This is a genomic window from Amycolatopsis sp. NPDC039088 (assembly GCF_055598845.1).
Map to the genome: position 1 here is coordinate 1 of NZ_JBVKAE010000016.1, position 15781 is coordinate 15781.

Below are 15781 nucleotides of genomic sequence, written 5' to 3' on the forward strand. Positions count from 1 at the left end.
TGGACACTTACCCGTGCAAATAGGGTCCTTTGTGGACAGACCAGTCGCCGTCCCCGCTCCCGTCAGCCGGTCCGGACCCACGCCGGGGCACGCCATGTTTGCCTTACCCCTCAATAACCGTCATTACCACTCACGACGCCTAGACGCCCCAGTCCGGCCGCAATGGCATGCCGGAGTCACCGTCCGGGCCGACCTTCACCCCGAGCACCTGGTGCAGTTCGATTTCCCGTCGCTCGAAGGCGAGGCGGCAGGCGGCCATGTACAGCGCCCAGACACGGCTCCGCCCGGCGCCCGCTTCGGCGACGGCCGCGTCCCAGTTCGCGTCGAGGTTGGCGCACCACGCGCCGAGGGTGGTGGCGTAGTGCTCGCGGAGGTTCTCCGAGTGCCGCACCTCGAGCCCGCTGTCGTGCATCGCGGTGGCGATCTCCCCGACGGACTCCAGCTCACCGTCGGGGAAGACGTACCGGTCGATGAACCCGCGCGATCGATGCGGGACGGAGGTGTCCGGGTTGGTGATGCAATGGTTCAGCAACCGCCCTTGCGGCTTCAGTTTCCCGGCCAGGAAACGGAAGTACGACGGCAGGTTCCGTGCTCCGATGTGCTCGGTGAGCCCGATCGACGACACGGCGTCGAAACCGGTTTCGGTGACGTCGCGGTAGTCGAGGTGCCGTACCTCGGCCCGGTCCGCGAGCCCCTTGGTCACGATGTCCTTCTGTGCCCACTGCGCCTGTTCGCGCGAAAGGGTGACGCCCAGTGCCTCGACGCCGTAGTTCGCGACCGCGTGCTCGACCATCCCGCCCCAGCCGCAGCCGACGTCCAGCAGCCGCATACCCGGTTTGAGGGCGAGTTTCCGGCACACCAGGTCGAATTTGTGCTCCTGCGCCTCTTCCAGCGACGCGTCTGCGGACGGGAACGCGGCGCAGGTGTAGGCCATCGACGGGCCCAGAACCAGTTCGTAGAACCGGTTCGAGACGTCGTAGTGGTTCGAGATCGCGTTGCTGTCGCGTGCTTTCGAGTGCCGCAGCCCGTCGAAGACGCGTTTGACGCGGCTCGGCAGTTCTTCGGCGGGTGGGGCGACCCGGCGCAGATGCCTGGGGCCGAGTTCGCGCAGCAACCACAGGCGATCCGCGGTGCTGAGCTGATCGACCTGAGCCACGAGGGCACGCAGCGCCGTGTACAGGTCACCGTCCACATCGAGCGCACCGGCGACATAGGCGCGTGCGAGACCGAGGTCTCCCGGGGACGACATCAGGTACGTCAGCGCCAGTGGTGAGCGGACCTGGATCGACACCGGCGCGTCGGCCGGGCCGCTCGTGCTGCCGTCGTAGGCGGTGATGGACACTTGGGCGCTCGGGCCGAGCAACCGCTCGAAGATCTTCCCGACGGTCGTGTTCTCAGCCATGTTCTTCTCTCTTCTTCCCAGCCCGGGTCACCGCCGCCGCACGCATTTCGCGTACAGGTCGAGCAGGCGGCCGTCCGGGTCGTAGGCCGTTTTCAGTTTCCGGTAGGCGTCGCCGTTGTACAGCCGCCAGAACTCGTCTTCGGTATAGAAACTGTCGGAGTACAGCGATTTCCGCCCGCCGAGCCGGGTCACTTCGGCTTCGATCAGCCGATTGTGCGTATCCGGCTCCTCGCCGGGGTCCAGTGGGACCGCGGACCAGAAGCCGAAGTTGACGTACAGCGTCTCGGGGTCCAATTCGTATAGTGGCGAGTTGACCCCGCCCGGCCGCTGCTTCAGCGGGCAGATCCACACCGGGCTGATCGGGATCTCGCGGCGGAAGAAGTCCAGGAACTCCGCGGCCCGCGACAGCGGCACCTCGATGTCCTGGACGATGGTCTCTTCCGGCGGGAGACCACGCAGCTTGAGCAGCTTCGCGGCGATCCCGAACCGGCGGTCGAGCGCCACCGCCTTCCAATAGACCGACGACCGCAGCAGCCGCCTGCCCAGCAGCAGCCGGGGGAGCCGGTGCTGCACGCCGAACGCCCGCGAGCACCAGAACCAGTCCGTGTCCCAGCGCCACAGGTAGTCCCGGACGCTCAGGTGGTCGGTCTCCCGTTCACGGATCGACTTGTAGTAGATATCGAGCCAGGTGTAGTCGCTGGTCGCGGGCGCGGAGGTGGTGAACGTGCCCAGCGTCAGATACTGCTCGCCGGGCCCGAAGACCGTCCCGTCCACGAAGTCGGCCGACCCGTTCCGGCAGGCTTCGCCGAGCGCGGCGAAGTACTCCTCGGTGTCGTCATACCGGACGTGGTCGAGCCGCACGTACGGTTTGACCGGCTCCAGCTCGATCTTCAGCCGCAGCGCGTAGCCGAGCGTCCCGTACGAGTTCGGGAAGCCGTGGAACAGGTCGCTGTGCTCGTTGTCCGCCCGCGCGACGACGACCCTGCCGTCGCCGGTGAGCAATTCCATCTCCAGCACGGACTCGTGCACGAGGCCGTTGCGGAACGACGACGACTCGATACCGAGGCCGGTGACCGCGCCGCCGAGCGTGATCGTCTTGAGCTGCGGCACGACCAGCGGCATCAGCCCGTGAGGAAGGGTCGCGTCCACCAGTTGCTCGTAGGTGACCATCCCCTCTACGTCGGCCGTGCGGGCCAAGGGATCGACATCGAGCACGTGCGTGAACCCCGAGACGTCCAGTCCCGGTGTACTGGTCGCCGTCCGCGCGCGGAACAGGTTCGACGTCCGCTTCGCCAGCCGGATCGTGCCGTGCAGGCCTGCCAGTTGCGCACGGAGTGTCTCCGTGCGCGCTTCGTGTTCGGCGAACCGGACCAACCGCGCCGTCGCTCGGGTGCCGCTGTCGTTGCTAGCCATCATTGATCGCCATCAACTCATCGTGCCTGACGAAACCGCCGCGCGCAGCCCTTAATCTCTACCTGAGCCGCGGCAAGGGAACGGCGTCGGCCATCGCCGTGAAGCCCTTGTCACCGGGGTGGAGGTGATCGCCGGAGTCGTACTCGGGTTTCATCCGCTGCGGGTCGGCCGGATCGCGGATCACCGCGTCGAAGTCGATGTAGCCGTCGAACAGCCTGCTTGTCCGGATGAACCGGTTGACCGCCTGCCGGGTCTCCTCGAGTTCCGGGGTGTAGGAACGCCAGCCCTTCCACGGCGTGATCGTCGCGCCGAGCACCCGCAGACCGCGGTCGTGTGCCCGGGTGGCGATCTGCTTCAGCGCCGAGATGATCTTGCCCGGATCGGCCTGATGCGGTGTCTGCTGGATGTCGTTGATGCCTTCGAACACGATCGCCGTCCGCGCGCCGGACTGGCTCAGCACGTCCCGGTCGAGCCGTGCCAGCGCGTTGACCCCGTAGTTGCCGCCGTCGAGCAGCAGCCGGTTCCCGCTGATCCCGGCGTTGAGCACGCCGAGCTGACGGCTGATCTTGTCGGCGAGCTGATCGGGCCAGCGCAGGTTGGCGCCCCAGGTCGAGTTCGCCCCGTCGGTGATCGAGTCGCCGATCGCGACGACGCTGCCCCGCAGGCCATGGCCACGGACGTCCACTCCGGACACGTAGTGCCAGACGGCGGTCCGTTCCGGGAACGCCGCCGCCGACTCGTCGGCCGCCTTGTCGCCGCCACGGGTGAAGTACGAGTTCTGCATGGCCAGCGGGTGGTGGGTGACCGGACCGGACGGCGTCGGGCTGTACGTGGTCACCAGGAGGTCGCCGTCCCTCGGCACGTTCAGCGCCGCGCCGTCGCTGACGACGTCGGCGCCCGGCGGCACGGTGACCTCACGGTCGCCGCCGAAGGTGAGCGTGCGCATCGTGCCGGGGACGGCCTGCGGGGTGTCCGGTCCGGCGGCGACCGCGACGGTCACCCGGCCGAACAGCACCGGCGTCCGGCCGAAGGCGTTGGACAACCGCACGCGGACCTCGTGCCCGCCGGCGCTGGTGTGCACGATGTTGCGGATCGAGAAGTTCGGGTAGCCGTTGTCGGTCCCCGCCACCCCGGCCGCGGGCGCGGCCGCCCAGGTGCCCACCCATCCGCTCGAGGTGGTGCTCTCCACCTGGCTCTCCGGAGCCGCCGCCGCGGCTCCCGGTGCGATGCCCAGCAACAGGATCGCCGCCACCAGTAAGCGCTTTCCCGAATGCTCGCTGCGAAAGACCCAGTTCAGTCGCATATCGTCACGTCTCCACCCAGTCGGCTCCGCTCATCGTCGGTGAATCACCGACCGCCGGTCAATGCGCGGCACAGGACAGATTTCTGTCGGTGGGGGTGGTTAGCCTGAACACCATGACGCCTGCCGCTCTCGCGAAGCTCTGCCTCGCCCTCCCCGGCGCCCGGGAGGAGTTCCCCTTCGGGGAGGACAACAGCGTGTTCAAGGTCGCGGGCAAGGTGTTCGCGCTCAGCCGGCTCAAGGCGGAACCGCTGCGGATCAGCCTCAAATGCGAGCCCGATCTGGCGGTCCGGCTGCGCGCCGAGCATCCGGCGATCATCCCCGGCTACCACCTCAACAAGCAGCACTGGAACACCGTCGAACTCGACGGTTCGCTGACCGACGACTTCGTCCGGGAGATGATCGAGGACTCCTACGACCTCGTCGTCGCGGGCCTGCCGAAGCGAGAGCAGGAGAAGCTGAAGTGGGTCGCGCTGAGCGAGGAGTGAGTGGCCTGCGTTTCATCCGGATTTCATCGGTCCGTGCTCGCCCGGCCTCCTACCGTGGGCGGAGACGGGTGCCGACCGCCGCACGATGACGGGCCTTCCCGCACTTCCTAGGCTGAGGCGGTGCTGGAGATCTTGCGGGACCGGTTGCGGGCGAGGGTGCAGGTCAGCCTCGCCCGGGCCGGGCTGACCCTGCCGTGGTGGGTGCCGGTGAGTTCCACCGTGGTGAGCGCGGTGTTCGCGGTGGTCGCCCTGATCCAGCGAGACGCCTTGCTGCCGCCGACCCCGGTGGCGCTGGCCGGGCTGGTCGTGATCGCCAGACCGCTGATCTGGGCCACCACCGATTGGGTCGTGCCGTGGGTGCGGATGGCCGCGCTGATCGTGGCGGCCGTGGTCCTGCTCACCGAGCCGGTGCTCCCGGATTTCGCGCCGTTGCTGCTGCTGATGGCGGCCACCGAGGCGGGCAGTATCCTCCGGACGCCGCTGGCGATCGCTCTCGTGACCGTCACAGGTGAACTGGTCCTGGTCGTGGCGGGGGGCTGGGGAGGGCTGGTCGGCGGGCCCGTGTACATGGTCGCGGTCCTGCTCGGCCTCTGCGGTGGGCTCGTGGTCCGCTGGTACACCCGGGCGCTGGACGCCGAACGCGGCGCCCGCGACATCTCCCGCGACAAGGCCTTGCTCGCCGAGCGACAGCGGATCGCGCGCGAGGTGCACGACGTCGTCGGTCATTCGCTCAGCATCACGCTGCTGCACCTGACCGGGGCGCGGCGCGCGCTGCAGCAGGACCGCGACGTCGACGAGGCGATCGAAGCGCTGACCGAAGCCGAGCAGGTGGGACGCGCCGCGATGGCCGACATCCGCCGCACGGTCGGCCTGCTCGCCGACACACCGTCCGGAAGCACGCCGTTACCGGGCGTGGAGGACATCGCGATGCTGGTGGAACGCACCAGGGCCGCCGGTTTGGCGGTGCGCTATACACAGGAAGGCGACCTCGGCCGGGTAGGCGCCTCGGAAGGATTGGGTCTCTACCGGATCGTGCAGGAATCATTGGTCAACGTCGTTAAGCACGCCCCCGGCGAGACAGCGGAGGTCCGGCTGAACGCCGGCCGGTCGGGCGCGAAGCTCACGGTCAGCAACTCCCTCCCCACGACCGTCCGGCGCATGTCCGAGGACGGGTCGGGGCTGGCGGGGATGGCCGTTCGCGCGGCCCAGCTCGGCGCCGACCTCAGCGCCGGGCCCAGCGGCAGGCAGTGGATCGTGGAGGTCGTCGTGCCGGGGGCCAAGCCGTGACCGCCGCCGCGGAGATCCAGGTGCTGCTGGTCGACGATCAGGAGCTGGTCCGGTCGGGGCTTCGGCGCATCCTGCGGCGCCGCGACGGATTCGTCATCGCGGGGGAATGCGGCGATGGTTCGGAAGTGCCGGCGGCGCTGACCGCGAACGAGGTCGACGTCATCGTGATGGACCTGCGGATGAAGGACGTCGGCGGAGTCGAGGCGACCAGGCGGCTGCGGCGCTCCGGTGGCCATCCGCCGGTGCTCGCGCTGACCACGTTCGACGACGACAGCCTGCTCGCCGACGCACTACGGGCGGGGGCGGCGGGTTATGTCCTCAAGGATTCCCCGGCCGAAGACCTGATCCGGGCCGTACGCGCGGTCGCCGCCGGCGACGCCTGGCTCGACCCCGGGGTGACCGGCCGCGTGCTCGCCGCCTACCGGCAGGCCGCCGGGAACGGCAGCGGCGGACGCTCGCCCGAACTGCTGACCCCGAGGGAGCAAGACGTGCTCCGCGCGATCGGCCGGGGGCTGACCAACGCGGAGATCGCCGCGACGCTGGTGATCTCGGAGGTGACCGTGAAAAGCCATATCGGCCGGATCTTCACCAAGCTCCAGCTGCGTGACCGGGCGGCGGCGATCGTCTACGCGTTCGACCACGGGATCGTGGTGCCGGGCTAGCCATGGGAATCCAAGGGGGAAACGACAGGGGGATCGTGAAGGGCGACGGGGTGTCCGCGGACTCGGGGCTTCGCTTCGAGGTGCTCGGCCCGTTGCGGGCCTGGCAGGGGGAGACGCGGCTGGATCTCGGTCCGGTCCGGCAGCAGGCCGTGCTGGCCGCGCTGGTGCTGCGCCCGGACGTGACCGTCAGCCATTACGAACTCACCGACGGGCTCTGGGAGCGGCCGCCGGAGTCGAACGTGCTGCCGGTGTACGTGCGACGATTGCGGCAATGCCTGGACACCTCCGGTCAGCGGCCGCGGGACTCGGTGATCGTGTCCGACCGTGGTGGCTACCGGTTCGCCAGCGCCGGGGTGCGGCTGGACGTGGCGCGGCTGGAGGAGATGGCCGCCATCGCGGCCGCCGCCGAGGAGACGGGCGACCTCGGCACCGCGGTGGACACCTTCGCCGACGCGCTCCGGTTGTTCCACGGTGAGCCGCTGACGGGACTGCCCGGCGCGTTCGTGCAGGGTGAGCGGCGACGGCTGGAGGAACGCAGACTTCTGCTGCTGCGCCGGAAACTGGGCGCGCAGCTGAAACTCGGCCGGTTCGACGAGGTGATCGGCGAGTTGTCGGCGCTGGTGTCCGCAGACCCGCCGAGTGAGCCGCTTGCCGCCCTGCTGATGCGTGCCCTCTACGGCGGCGGGCGTCAGGCGGAGGCGCTGGAGGTGTTCACCGACGTCCGCGAGCGGCTGATCGACCAGCTCGGCGTCGAGCCGGGCGAGGAATTGCGGCAGGTGCAGGAATCGGTGCTGCGGGGCGACGACGCGCTGCTCGGCGTAGCCCAGCACCGGGAAACACAGCGCCGGGAGGCTCCGCGCCGGGCCCGCAACGAACTGCCCGCCACCACCGGTGAACTCGTCGGGCGGGACCGGGAACTCGCGCTGCTCGTCGAGGAGGGCGATCCGGAGTCGGTTTCGGTCGACGCCGTCGACGGCGTTCCCGGCGCGGGGAAGACGACGCTCGCGGTGTGCGCGGCCCACCGGCTCCGCGAGTCCTATCCGGACGGTGCGCTGTTCGTGGACCTGCACGGATACACCGAAGGCCGTGAGCCGGTGACCCCGGAACGAGCCCTGCGGCGGCTGTTGCGTGCGGTCGGCGTCGAAGACGTCGCCATGCCGGACGATCTCGACGAGCTGTCCGCGTCGTGGCGGGCGGCGACCGCGCGGCTGCGGTTGCTGCTGGTGCTCGACAACGCCGAATCCGCCGTCCAGGTCCGGCCTCTGCTGCCTGCCGGTCCGGGCAGTCGCGTGCTGGTGACCAGTCGCCGCCGTCTGTCCGGTTTGGACGCCGATCACCGCATTTCCCTTGGCGCGCTGGGACTCGAAGCCGCGGAACGACTACTGAGCCGGATCGTTGGCGCGCCGAGGGCCGAGGGGGAGCGGTTCGCCGTGCGCGCGCTCGCCGGGTTGTGCGGACGGCTGCCGCTCGCGCTGCGGATCGCGGGCGCCCGGCTGCAGAACCGTCCGATGTGGACGTTCAAGGATCTGGTGGACCGGATGTCGGACGACGAGCGGCGGCTCGGCGAACTGACCGCCGAGGACCGCAGCGTCGAGGTGGCGCTGAGCCTGTCGTACGAGCAGCTGCGGCCCGCCGAGAAACGCGCGTTCGGCGCGCTCGGACTGTCGCCGACACCCGAGTTCGACAGCCTTTCGGTGGCCGCCCTGCTGGACTGCTCACCGGCCGAAGCCGAGCGTCAGCTGGAAAACCTCGTCGACGCGAGTCTCGTGCAGGAACCGGCGAGCGGCCGCTACCGGCTGCACGATCTGGTGGCGGTCTACGCACGACGGCTCGCCGGAGAGCTGCCCGACGACGTCGTCGGAGCCGCGCGGAACCGGGTGTACGGCCTGTACCTCAAGGCCGCGCGCCGGGCGAGCGAATGGGGAGTCGCGCGGTTCCCGGTGGAGCCGGGCGCCGGGCCGTTCAGCGGGCAACGGGACGCTTCCGCCTGGCTCGACGCCGTCGGCGACCTGCCCGAAGTGGTCACCCAGGCCGCCGAAGCGGGGCTGGACGGCGTCGCCTGCTCGATCGCCGAAGGGCTGGTCGACTACCTCGCGCGCCAGCAGCGGTATCACGAATGCCGGACCGCGCTGCAGATCGCGCTGCCACTGGCCGAACGGGCGGAAGACGAACGCTTGATCTCGTCGCTGCGGTTCTGTCTCGGCTACGCCTACGGCATGCAGGGACAGCTGGACCGGGCGCGTGGTTGGTTCGACGACGCGCTGCGGGCGGGGCAGGCCTGCGGCGACCGCGGGGCGGAGGCGCGGGCGCTGGGCGGGCTCACCATGGTGGACCTGATCGCCGGGCGGCACGACCTCGCGTTGCCGGGAATGCGGCGGGTGATGACCATGGCCGACGAGGTGGGGGACGGCTGGCTCGCCGAACGGTCGCTGTCCGCGCTCGGCTATCTCGCCTATACGCGGGGCGAGTACGAAGAAGCGCTGGAGCACCTCGCCCGCGCCCGCGACCTGAGCGAGGAGATCGGCAGCGCCGGGATGCTGGCGCGGGTGCTGTGCCACAGCGGCACCGTCCGTCTCGAAATCGGGAGGTTCGCCGAAGCCGCGTTGGATCTGCGGCGTTCCGTCGAATTGGCCGAGGAGACGACCGACGGCCTGCTGACCGCGAGCAGTCTCGCACGGCTGGGCGCGGCGGAACTGGAACTCGGGAACCTCGACGAGGCGTTCGAACTCCAGCGGCGGGCGCTGACCGCGGTCACCGAGGAGACCGTCGTCGGGATGGAGTCCGAGATCCGCAACCGGCTCGGCCGCACCCATCTCGCCGCGGGCGATCCGGTCGCCGCCAGGGAGCACTTCGAATGGGTGCTGACCACCATGGGACCCGACGGCGACGCCCAGCAACGCGCCCTCGCGCTGGAAGGTCTGGACCTCACCAGACAGTCGGCACGCCGGCGTTGATGATCGTGAAGCGGTGCCCTTCCATGGTCGCGCGCCAGCGCGCGAAGCAGGCGTCACCGGCGTCGGTCAGGTGGACTCCGGGGCGGACCTCATGGACGACGCACGCCCAGTCCGCGCCGTCGCACAGCACCAGTTCCCGCGGTGCCCCGCGCTTCCGGAGTACGGACGCGCACAGGGCACCGCGCCTGCTGACGGCGCCGTCGTCGAGACAGCGCCGGAGATCGTCGACGGCCTGAGCGGCGGTCTCGAACAGCGTCCACCGGTACTTGGGCGCAGGGCGGCCGGTGGCCCACGGCGCGGAGAACGCCGTCCAGCTCCAGCCCGGTCCGACGAGCCCGGCCAGCTCCCCGGGACTCGGCCGGTCGTCCCTGGGCACCACCGTGTTGTACGGGCTCCGGCTCGCCGGGCTCATGCACGCCTCCTCGTGGACCACCGGTCCGCGGCTCGCGGATCCGTGCCCGGAACCGTAAGGAGGCGCCATGAAATCCCGATGAAACGTTCGCCGTGCTTCTGTCCTGTTCGGTCAGATCCCCGGCACCAGGTTCAGATGCCGTCCGTTCAGCGGCTGGGGCGTCCGCGCGTTGCCGTCCCCGAACAGGGCTTGGAAGCGCGCGATAGTCGCCGGGGCGACGGTCTGCTCGGACATCAGGAACCATTGCACGCCTTCGGTGAACGGCGCCGTGGTGAGGGAGCCGTTGTAGCGGAGCGTGCTCCGGTCGCGGGGAAGGAGCGTGTTCAGGTCGAAGTCCGCCAACGCGACCGTCTCACCGCATTCCGGTGCGAGTGTCGCCAGGATGTGATCCACCGGCGACGTGGCGCCCGCGCGCAGTGGCACCCCGATCACCAGCAGTTTCCCGGCGGCGCTGCGGTGCACGAAATGCATTTCCAGCGGATCGGCACGGCCCTGGAAGCGGTGTTCGGACGGGGTGTGGAAATGGAACTGTTCGAGTTCGTAGCGGACCCCGGCCAGCGTGACGTGCCCGGTGCCGGGCCGTACCACCGCCTCTTCGGTTTCTTCGTGATTTCTCGTACTGCATCCGCCGGAATCCGATGCGTCCTTTCGGATGTATTCCAGGTCCAGATCGGAATGGCCGTAGGAGACGTACAGCCTCGGGAGGGTCGGATCGAACCGGATCGCGCCGGGGGAGACGTCGACCGGGCTCTGTGACGGCGGCCGCGACTGGGCTGTGGTGCCGCCGACGGTGAGCAGGACTCCGGTGAGTACGAGGGGAACGACGAATGCGGTAAGGCGCCTGCGCGTCACGCTCTGAACCTTTCGAGGACCCGGATGAACTGTGCTCATCCGGTCATGGTGCTTCGAGAAAATGCGGCCTCACCCAAGGGGTGGTGTGCGAGAAGAAACATCTTTTTCCTCCGCGACGAAATGCGCAAGTCCTCGGAGCAGGGCAATTTCCGGCACAATTCCCTCGATTCGTACGAAACGGAGTGTGATCTGCGTCGGCTTTCCGCGTAAGTCTTACGGTGCGCATCCGGGGCGGCACCCGTAGTATCCAAGCGTGTCGATCTTGACTGTGCTCCTCAGCCTGATGGCTCTTTTTCCCGCCGTGGACCCGGTTTCTCACGCCGGCGCCTGCCAAGGGGCGGAAGGGGTGACGGTCGCCGTCGACCTCCAAGGTGCCGGTCGGTCCGAAGTGCTCGTGCGCTGCGTATCCGGATCACCCGGCGACGCGCGGATCGCGCTCGAGCGCTCCGGCCTCGACGTACATCTCGGGAGTGGAAGCGGGCCATACGGGGATTCCCGCTACGTCTGCCGGGTCGAAGGCCTGCCCGCCGTCGACTCCTGTACCGGTCATCGGGACGGTGCGCCGTTCTGGAAGGTGTGGCGGGTCGGTGTCGATCCCGTCGCCTGGCGGGAATCCCGGACTCAGGGTGGTCCTGGTGCGGTACGCGTCTGTCCTGGCGGCCTCGTCGGCTTTGGTTTCGGAGGCAAGACTTCGCAGATGACGGTGACACCCGAGCAGGTGGTGACCACGCCTGGCTGGCTCCCGCCCGGCTGCTCGTGACCGGCAGCCTCGACTTCATGCTTCCCCGGCGGCGCCTTGACGTCCGCGAGTGCCCTCCGCCAATATGAACACGTGTTCATGAACGTGTGTTCATAACCGAGGAGGCCCTGGCATGACCGACATCGTCAACACCGCGCAGGCGGAAGCGTGGAACGGCTACGAGGGAAGGCACTGGGCGGCTCACCATGAGCGCTACGACGCCGTGAACGAGGGATTCAACGAAACCCTGTTCGACGCGGCCCGCATCGGTGAACGGGACCACGTGCTGGACATCGGCTGCGGAAACGGCCAGGTCACGCGGCTCGCCGCCGTCCGTGCCCCATTCGGGAGCGCGACGGGCGTCGACCTGTCCGCGCCCATGCTCGCCACCGCGCGGGCCCGCGCGGAGGCCGAGGGGGTCGCGAACGTGACGTTCGAGCAGGGCGACGTCCAGGTCTTCCCGTTCGGGGAAGCCGTTTTCGACGTCGCGCTCAGCCGGTTCGCGGTGATGCTCTTCGCCGATCCCGTCGCCGCCTTCGCCAATGTTCGTCGCGCGTTGCGGCCGGGAGGGCGGCTCGCGTTCCTCTGCATGACCGGACTCGCCGGAACCGATCTCGGCGTCGTTTTCGGTGCCCTGGCACCGTTCTTGCCGACACCCACCGGCGAGGACGGGACCGGGCCCACGTCGTTCGCCGACCCCGCGCGGATCCGTTCGGTGCTCACGGATGCCGGATTCGCCGATGTCACGTGTACCCGTGCCGAGGCGGATCAGGTCTGGGGGAGCGACGTCGCCGACGCGGCGGGTTTCATCGCGGACTGGGGACCGGTCAAGCATCACCTCGACCAGGCAGGTGCCGAAGCCGCGGACGGTGCGGGGGAAGCACTTTCGGCCGCGCTCCGACCGTTCGAGGGACCCGGCGGGGTCCGCTTGCGAGGGGCGGCGTGGTCGGTCACGGCGTTCGCGGAACACTGATCCCGGATGTCCCCGAGGAAAGCGGCGGCCCTGCGCGACAGTGAAGACGGGCGAAGCCTGCGTGAGCATCTGGTCGCCACGGCCGCGAACCTGATTTCCCTGCGAGGCACCGCGGAGCTCACGGTGCGCGCGATCGCCCGGGAAGCGGGCGTCGCCGACGGCGTGCTGTACAACCACTTCGCCGACAAGGAGGAGCTGCTGGCCAACGCCTTGGCCGAGCATGTCCGGGCCGTCGAACGCGGACTCGGCGCGCTGCCCGAGCCCGGTTCGGATACCGTCGAGGCCAATCTTCGCGCGCAGCTCGCCTATGGTTTGGCTCTGCACAAGGAGATCCTGCCCGCGTTCGCCGGGTTGCTCGCCCGGCCCGCCGTGCTCGCCCGGTTCGGTGAGCTGGCCGGGGACGGGGCGAACTGGCGGGATCGCCTCGCCGCATATCTGGGCGCTGAAAAGGAACTCGGCAGGATTTCCGGCGATGTCGAGGCTGCGACGGCGATGCTGGTCGGCGTCTGCCACGAAACCGTGCTGTCCGGCCTGTTCCCGCACGGTCCGAAGGTGGTCACCGCACCGGCGATCGACGCCGTGGTCGCGACGGTGCTGACGGGGATCGCGGCCCGCTGACCTGGTGTCGTACGCGCCACCGTGGTTCGCGGGTTGATCAGCGTGAGTTCTGGGTAACCCGATCGTGCGTCTTCAGCAGAGAGGCCGCGCGACGGAAGGGTGCCTCCATGATCAGCATCGCGGAGCATCCGGTTCCGGGAACCTGGGTGCTGGATCTGCGGGCGACGACGCCGCGTGCGTTGCCGGAGATACGGGCGTGGGTGGTCAGATGCCTGCCCGACCTCGGCGAGGGTCACCGTGACGACGTCCTGCTCGCGGCGACGGAACTCGTCGCCAACGCCTATGTGCACGGTGGTGGCGCGCGCCACATCCAGTTGTGGCGCGGCGTGTCGCCGTGCGCGATCCGCATCGAGGTCGCGGACGTCAGCGTCGAACAACCGCGGGCGCGCCGTTCGCAGCTCGAGGATCCGCGCGGACGCGGGTTGCTCGTCGTCGACGGAGTGGCCGTGCAATGGGGCGTCCGGCGTGAGTCGGTGCGCGGCGGGAAGCTCGTCTGGGCGCATATCCGCTGTGACGGCGGCTGTCCGGAAGCGCTTCCGCGCGTGCGCGGGAAGCACTCCCGGAGCTGACCACGATTCAGCCGGTGCGGCGCGCGGTGAACAGGCCCACCGCGGAGATCGCCGCGAAACCGAACAGCAGCAGGCGCGCCGACGTGACCACCGACGGCCCGCCGAGGTTGACCAGGAGCCCGGCGATCGTCGCGCCGAACGCCGTCGACATCGTCAGCACCGTGGCGATCGCACCGGCGGCCTTCCCGGCCTCGTCGTCCGGCGCGGAGGTCATCGCCGCCACCGACAGATGCGGCATCGCGATGCCGATGCCCAAGCCGCCGACCAAGAGCGCCGGCAACCACGCGAGGACGAGGGGCAGGGGCGGCTGCCCGGTCTGCATCAGGCCCAAGAGCGCGAAGGCGGCGGCCAGGCAGGCCGGTCCGGTGAGCAGGAGCCGCCGGACCGTCGTCGCCCGGTGGGCCGACGCGCTGACGAGCTGACTCGCCGACCAGCCCAAGGAGAGCGCGGCGGCGAAGAAGCCGGCCGCCGCGGGCGGGAGTCCGCCCAGTTGCTGGCCGAACAGCGGCAGGAAGGTCTCCACGGCGACGCCCGACGCCAGGACCATGATGCTCAGGTAGATCCAGCGCAGCTTGGAACCGGCCCGGTACACCGATCGGGGCAGCACACTCGACGTGCCACGGTTCTCCGCCACCAGGAACGCGGCCACGAGTGCGACACCCAGCGCGAGAAGGGCCGCCATCGCGACCCCGTCGGTGAGAATTCCGGCCACCCCCACCGCGCCGGCCGCCGCGACGACCAAGGCCAGTGACACGACCGGAACCGGCGCCCCCTGAGCCGTGCGCTCACCGCGAGGCAGTGCACGCGGCACGAAGACCGCGAGTACGACCGCTGCTCCGGCCAGTACCGCGAAAGCCATCCGCCACGATCCGAACTGTGCCGAGAATCCGCCGAGCGCCGGACCCGCGAAGTTGCCGACGCCGAACATGGCGGAGATCAACGCACTGCCACGGCTCCAAAGCCGCCTCGGCAACGCCGAATGGATCAGGGCGAAACCCAGTCCTGTCAGCAGCCCGGCGCCGAAACCCTGCACGCCGCGGCCCAGCAGGAGTATCGGCATCGAAGGGCTGGCAGCGCATAGCACCGAGCCCGCGGCGAAGACGCCGAAGCCGATCAAGCAGGAGCCCGCACCTCCGTACCGTGAAAGGGAGCGGCCGACGAGCATCGTCGCGACGACCTGGGCGATCAGGAACGCCGTCATGGTCCAGGCGTACAACGACCGCCCGCCGATCTCCTGGACCGCCGTCGGCAGCAGGCTCGCCGCCACATAGATGGTGATCGCGCCGATGAGCACGCCACCCGCCAAGACCACCGCGGTGCTCATATGGTGCTTCAGTTCCCGCCATGATCCGACGTCTTGCCCGATGCTCACGCGCTTCTCCTCGCTGTCGAGTGGATTGCGCTTCGCATCATGTCGGCGCCGGGAGCCCCGGTAATCGGACAAAGTGGACGTGAAACACGTCACATTTTCGTGCGCCCTTGGATGGCGGCGCGGGCGGCCTCGACCGACTTCCGCACGACGACTTCCGTGGAATAGCCCTGTTTGGTGAAGACGCGGTCGAGGTAGAACGTGCCGTAACCGTGCGCCTGCGTGAACAGCTGCTCCATCAGTTCGAGCCCGTCCTCCGGCCGGTCGGCGACGGTGAGGCACAGCATGAGGAACTGGTCGGTCAAGCGCCGGGTCTGCTCGTGCAAGGTCGCGTGTTCCGGTCCCTGCAGGCCGTCGGAGTAGATGACGTTCATCCCGGCGCGGCGTTCGATCAAGTACGCGGTATAGGCGCCCGCGGCCGCGGCGAGCGCGGTGACGGGATCCGATTCGGCCTCGATGGCGTCGTGCACCCAGTCGGCCAGTTGGCAGGCCACCGTGGCGGCGATGGCCGCCATCAGGCTTTCCTTGTCCCGGAAGTGCCGGTAAGGCGCGCCGGGGCTCACCTTCGCGCGACGGGCGACCTCGGCGACGGAGAAGGCGGCGAGTCCCTGCTCGGCGATCAGGTCGAGCGAGACCCGCACGAGTTCCGCGCGAAGGTCGCCGTGGTGGTACTTGCCGCCCATGTCGTGGATCACACCCCAGGTCGTGGAATATGTAAGAGCCCTCTTACGTCGTTGTAAGTG

At 69.3% G+C, this 15781-nt stretch carries 15 protein-coding genes; 8 read left to right on the top strand and 7 right to left on the bottom strand.

Going from position 1 to position 15781, the window contains the following annotated elements:
* Nucleotides 1-139: 139 nt before the first annotated feature.
* The 3 genes from ACZ7KI_RS21165 to ACZ7KI_RS21175 are packed head-to-tail and all read right to left on the bottom strand — an operon-like array spanning nt 140 to nt 4118.
* Complete coding sequence (locus ACZ7KI_RS21165; RefSeq protein ID WP_470274818.1) at nt 140-1402, bottom strand: class I SAM-dependent methyltransferase; 1263 nt, start codon at nt 1400-1402, stop codon at nt 140-142.
* 27 nt (nt 1403-1429) lie between these two features.
* Nucleotides 1430-2815, bottom strand: coding sequence for an FAD-binding oxidoreductase (locus ACZ7KI_RS21170; protein ID WP_470274819.1), 1386 nt, complete (start codon nt 2813-2815; stop codon nt 1430-1432).
* Between the two features lie 58 nt (nt 2816-2873).
* The gene (locus tag ACZ7KI_RS21175) at nt 2874-4118 is read right to left on the bottom strand and encodes an SGNH/GDSL hydrolase family protein (RefSeq protein ID WP_470274820.1); all 1245 of its coding nucleotides are present in this window, start codon (nt 4116-4118) and stop codon (nt 2874-2876) included.
* 113 nt (nt 4119-4231) lie between these two features.
* Between ACZ7KI_RS21175 and ACZ7KI_RS21180 the strand changes: the two genes are divergently transcribed.
* From ACZ7KI_RS21180 to ACZ7KI_RS21195, 4 genes are all read left to right on the top strand, one after another.
* Nucleotides 4232-4603, top strand: a complete 372-nt coding sequence (locus ACZ7KI_RS21180; RefSeq protein WP_470274821.1) for an MmcQ/YjbR family DNA-binding protein — start codon at nt 4232-4234, stop codon at nt 4601-4603.
* Nucleotides 4604-4723: 120 nt separating this feature from the next.
* Entirely contained in the window at nt 4724-5890 is a 1167-nt protein-coding gene (locus tag ACZ7KI_RS21185; RefSeq protein ID WP_470274822.1) for a sensor histidine kinase, read from the top strand.
* Nucleotides 5887-6552 (top strand): response regulator, encoded by a 666-nt coding sequence (locus tag ACZ7KI_RS21190; protein WP_470274823.1) that lies wholly within the window; start codon nt 5887-5889, stop codon nt 6550-6552. The genes ACZ7KI_RS21185 and ACZ7KI_RS21190 overlap by 4 nt, the downstream gene beginning before the upstream one ends.
* A gap of 50 nt (nt 6553-6602) precedes the next feature.
* Entirely contained in the window at nt 6603-9506 is a 2904-nt protein-coding gene (locus ACZ7KI_RS21195; protein ID WP_470274824.1) for an AfsR/SARP family transcriptional regulator, read from the top strand.
* Here ACZ7KI_RS21195 and ACZ7KI_RS21200 read toward each other — a convergent pair.
* Together ACZ7KI_RS21200 and ACZ7KI_RS21205 are read right to left on the bottom strand one after the other, a co-directional pair.
* Entirely contained in the window at nt 9478-9918 is a 441-nt protein-coding gene (locus ACZ7KI_RS21200) for a hypothetical protein (protein ID WP_470274825.1), read from the bottom strand. The two genes, ACZ7KI_RS21195 and ACZ7KI_RS21200, sit on opposite strands and share 29 nt — an antisense overlap.
* A 111-nt stretch (nt 9919-10029) precedes the next feature.
* Nucleotides 10030-10770 carry a carbonic anhydrase family protein gene (locus ACZ7KI_RS21205; protein ID WP_470274826.1) on the bottom strand — a complete coding sequence of 247 codons (741 nt, stop codon included), beginning with the start codon at nt 10768-10770 and terminating at the stop codon, nt 10030-10032.
* 253 nt (nt 10771-11023) lie between these two features.
* Here ACZ7KI_RS21205 and ACZ7KI_RS21210 point away from each other — a divergent pair, with 253 nt between their 5' ends.
* The 4 genes from ACZ7KI_RS21210 to ACZ7KI_RS21225 all read left to right on the top strand — a co-directional run bounded on the left by ACZ7KI_RS21210 (nt 11024) and on the right by ACZ7KI_RS21225 (nt 13669).
* Nucleotides 11024-11530 carry a hypothetical protein gene (locus tag ACZ7KI_RS21210; RefSeq protein WP_470274827.1) on the top strand — a complete coding sequence of 169 codons (507 nt, stop codon included), beginning with the start codon at nt 11024-11026 and terminating at the stop codon, nt 11528-11530.
* 112 nt (nt 11531-11642) lie between these two features.
* Nucleotides 11643-12482, top strand: coding sequence for a class I SAM-dependent methyltransferase (locus ACZ7KI_RS21215; protein ID WP_470274828.1), 840 nt, complete (start codon nt 11643-11645; stop codon nt 12480-12482).
* A 6-nt stretch (nt 12483-12488) separates the two neighbouring features.
* Complete coding sequence (locus ACZ7KI_RS21220) at nt 12489-13100, top strand: TetR/AcrR family transcriptional regulator (protein WP_470274829.1); 612 nt, start codon at nt 12489-12491, stop codon at nt 13098-13100.
* Between the two features lie 107 nt (nt 13101-13207).
* A complete protein-coding gene (locus ACZ7KI_RS21225) occupies nt 13208-13669 on the top strand; it encodes an ATP-binding protein (protein WP_470274830.1) in 462 nt (153 codons plus the stop codon).
* Nucleotides 13670-13676: 7 nt separating this feature from the next.
* Here ACZ7KI_RS21225 and ACZ7KI_RS21230 read toward each other — a convergent pair whose 3' ends face one another.
* Nucleotides 13677-15041, bottom strand: coding sequence for an MFS transporter (locus tag ACZ7KI_RS21230; RefSeq protein ID WP_470274831.1), 1365 nt, complete (start codon nt 15039-15041; stop codon nt 13677-13679).
* Between the two features lie 89 nt (nt 15042-15130).
* On the bottom strand, nt 15131-15733 hold the full coding sequence (locus tag ACZ7KI_RS21235; RefSeq protein WP_470274832.1) for a TetR/AcrR family transcriptional regulator: 603 nt from the start codon (nt 15731-15733) through the stop codon (nt 15131-15133).
* Between the last annotated feature and the right edge of the window lie 48 nt (nt 15734-15781).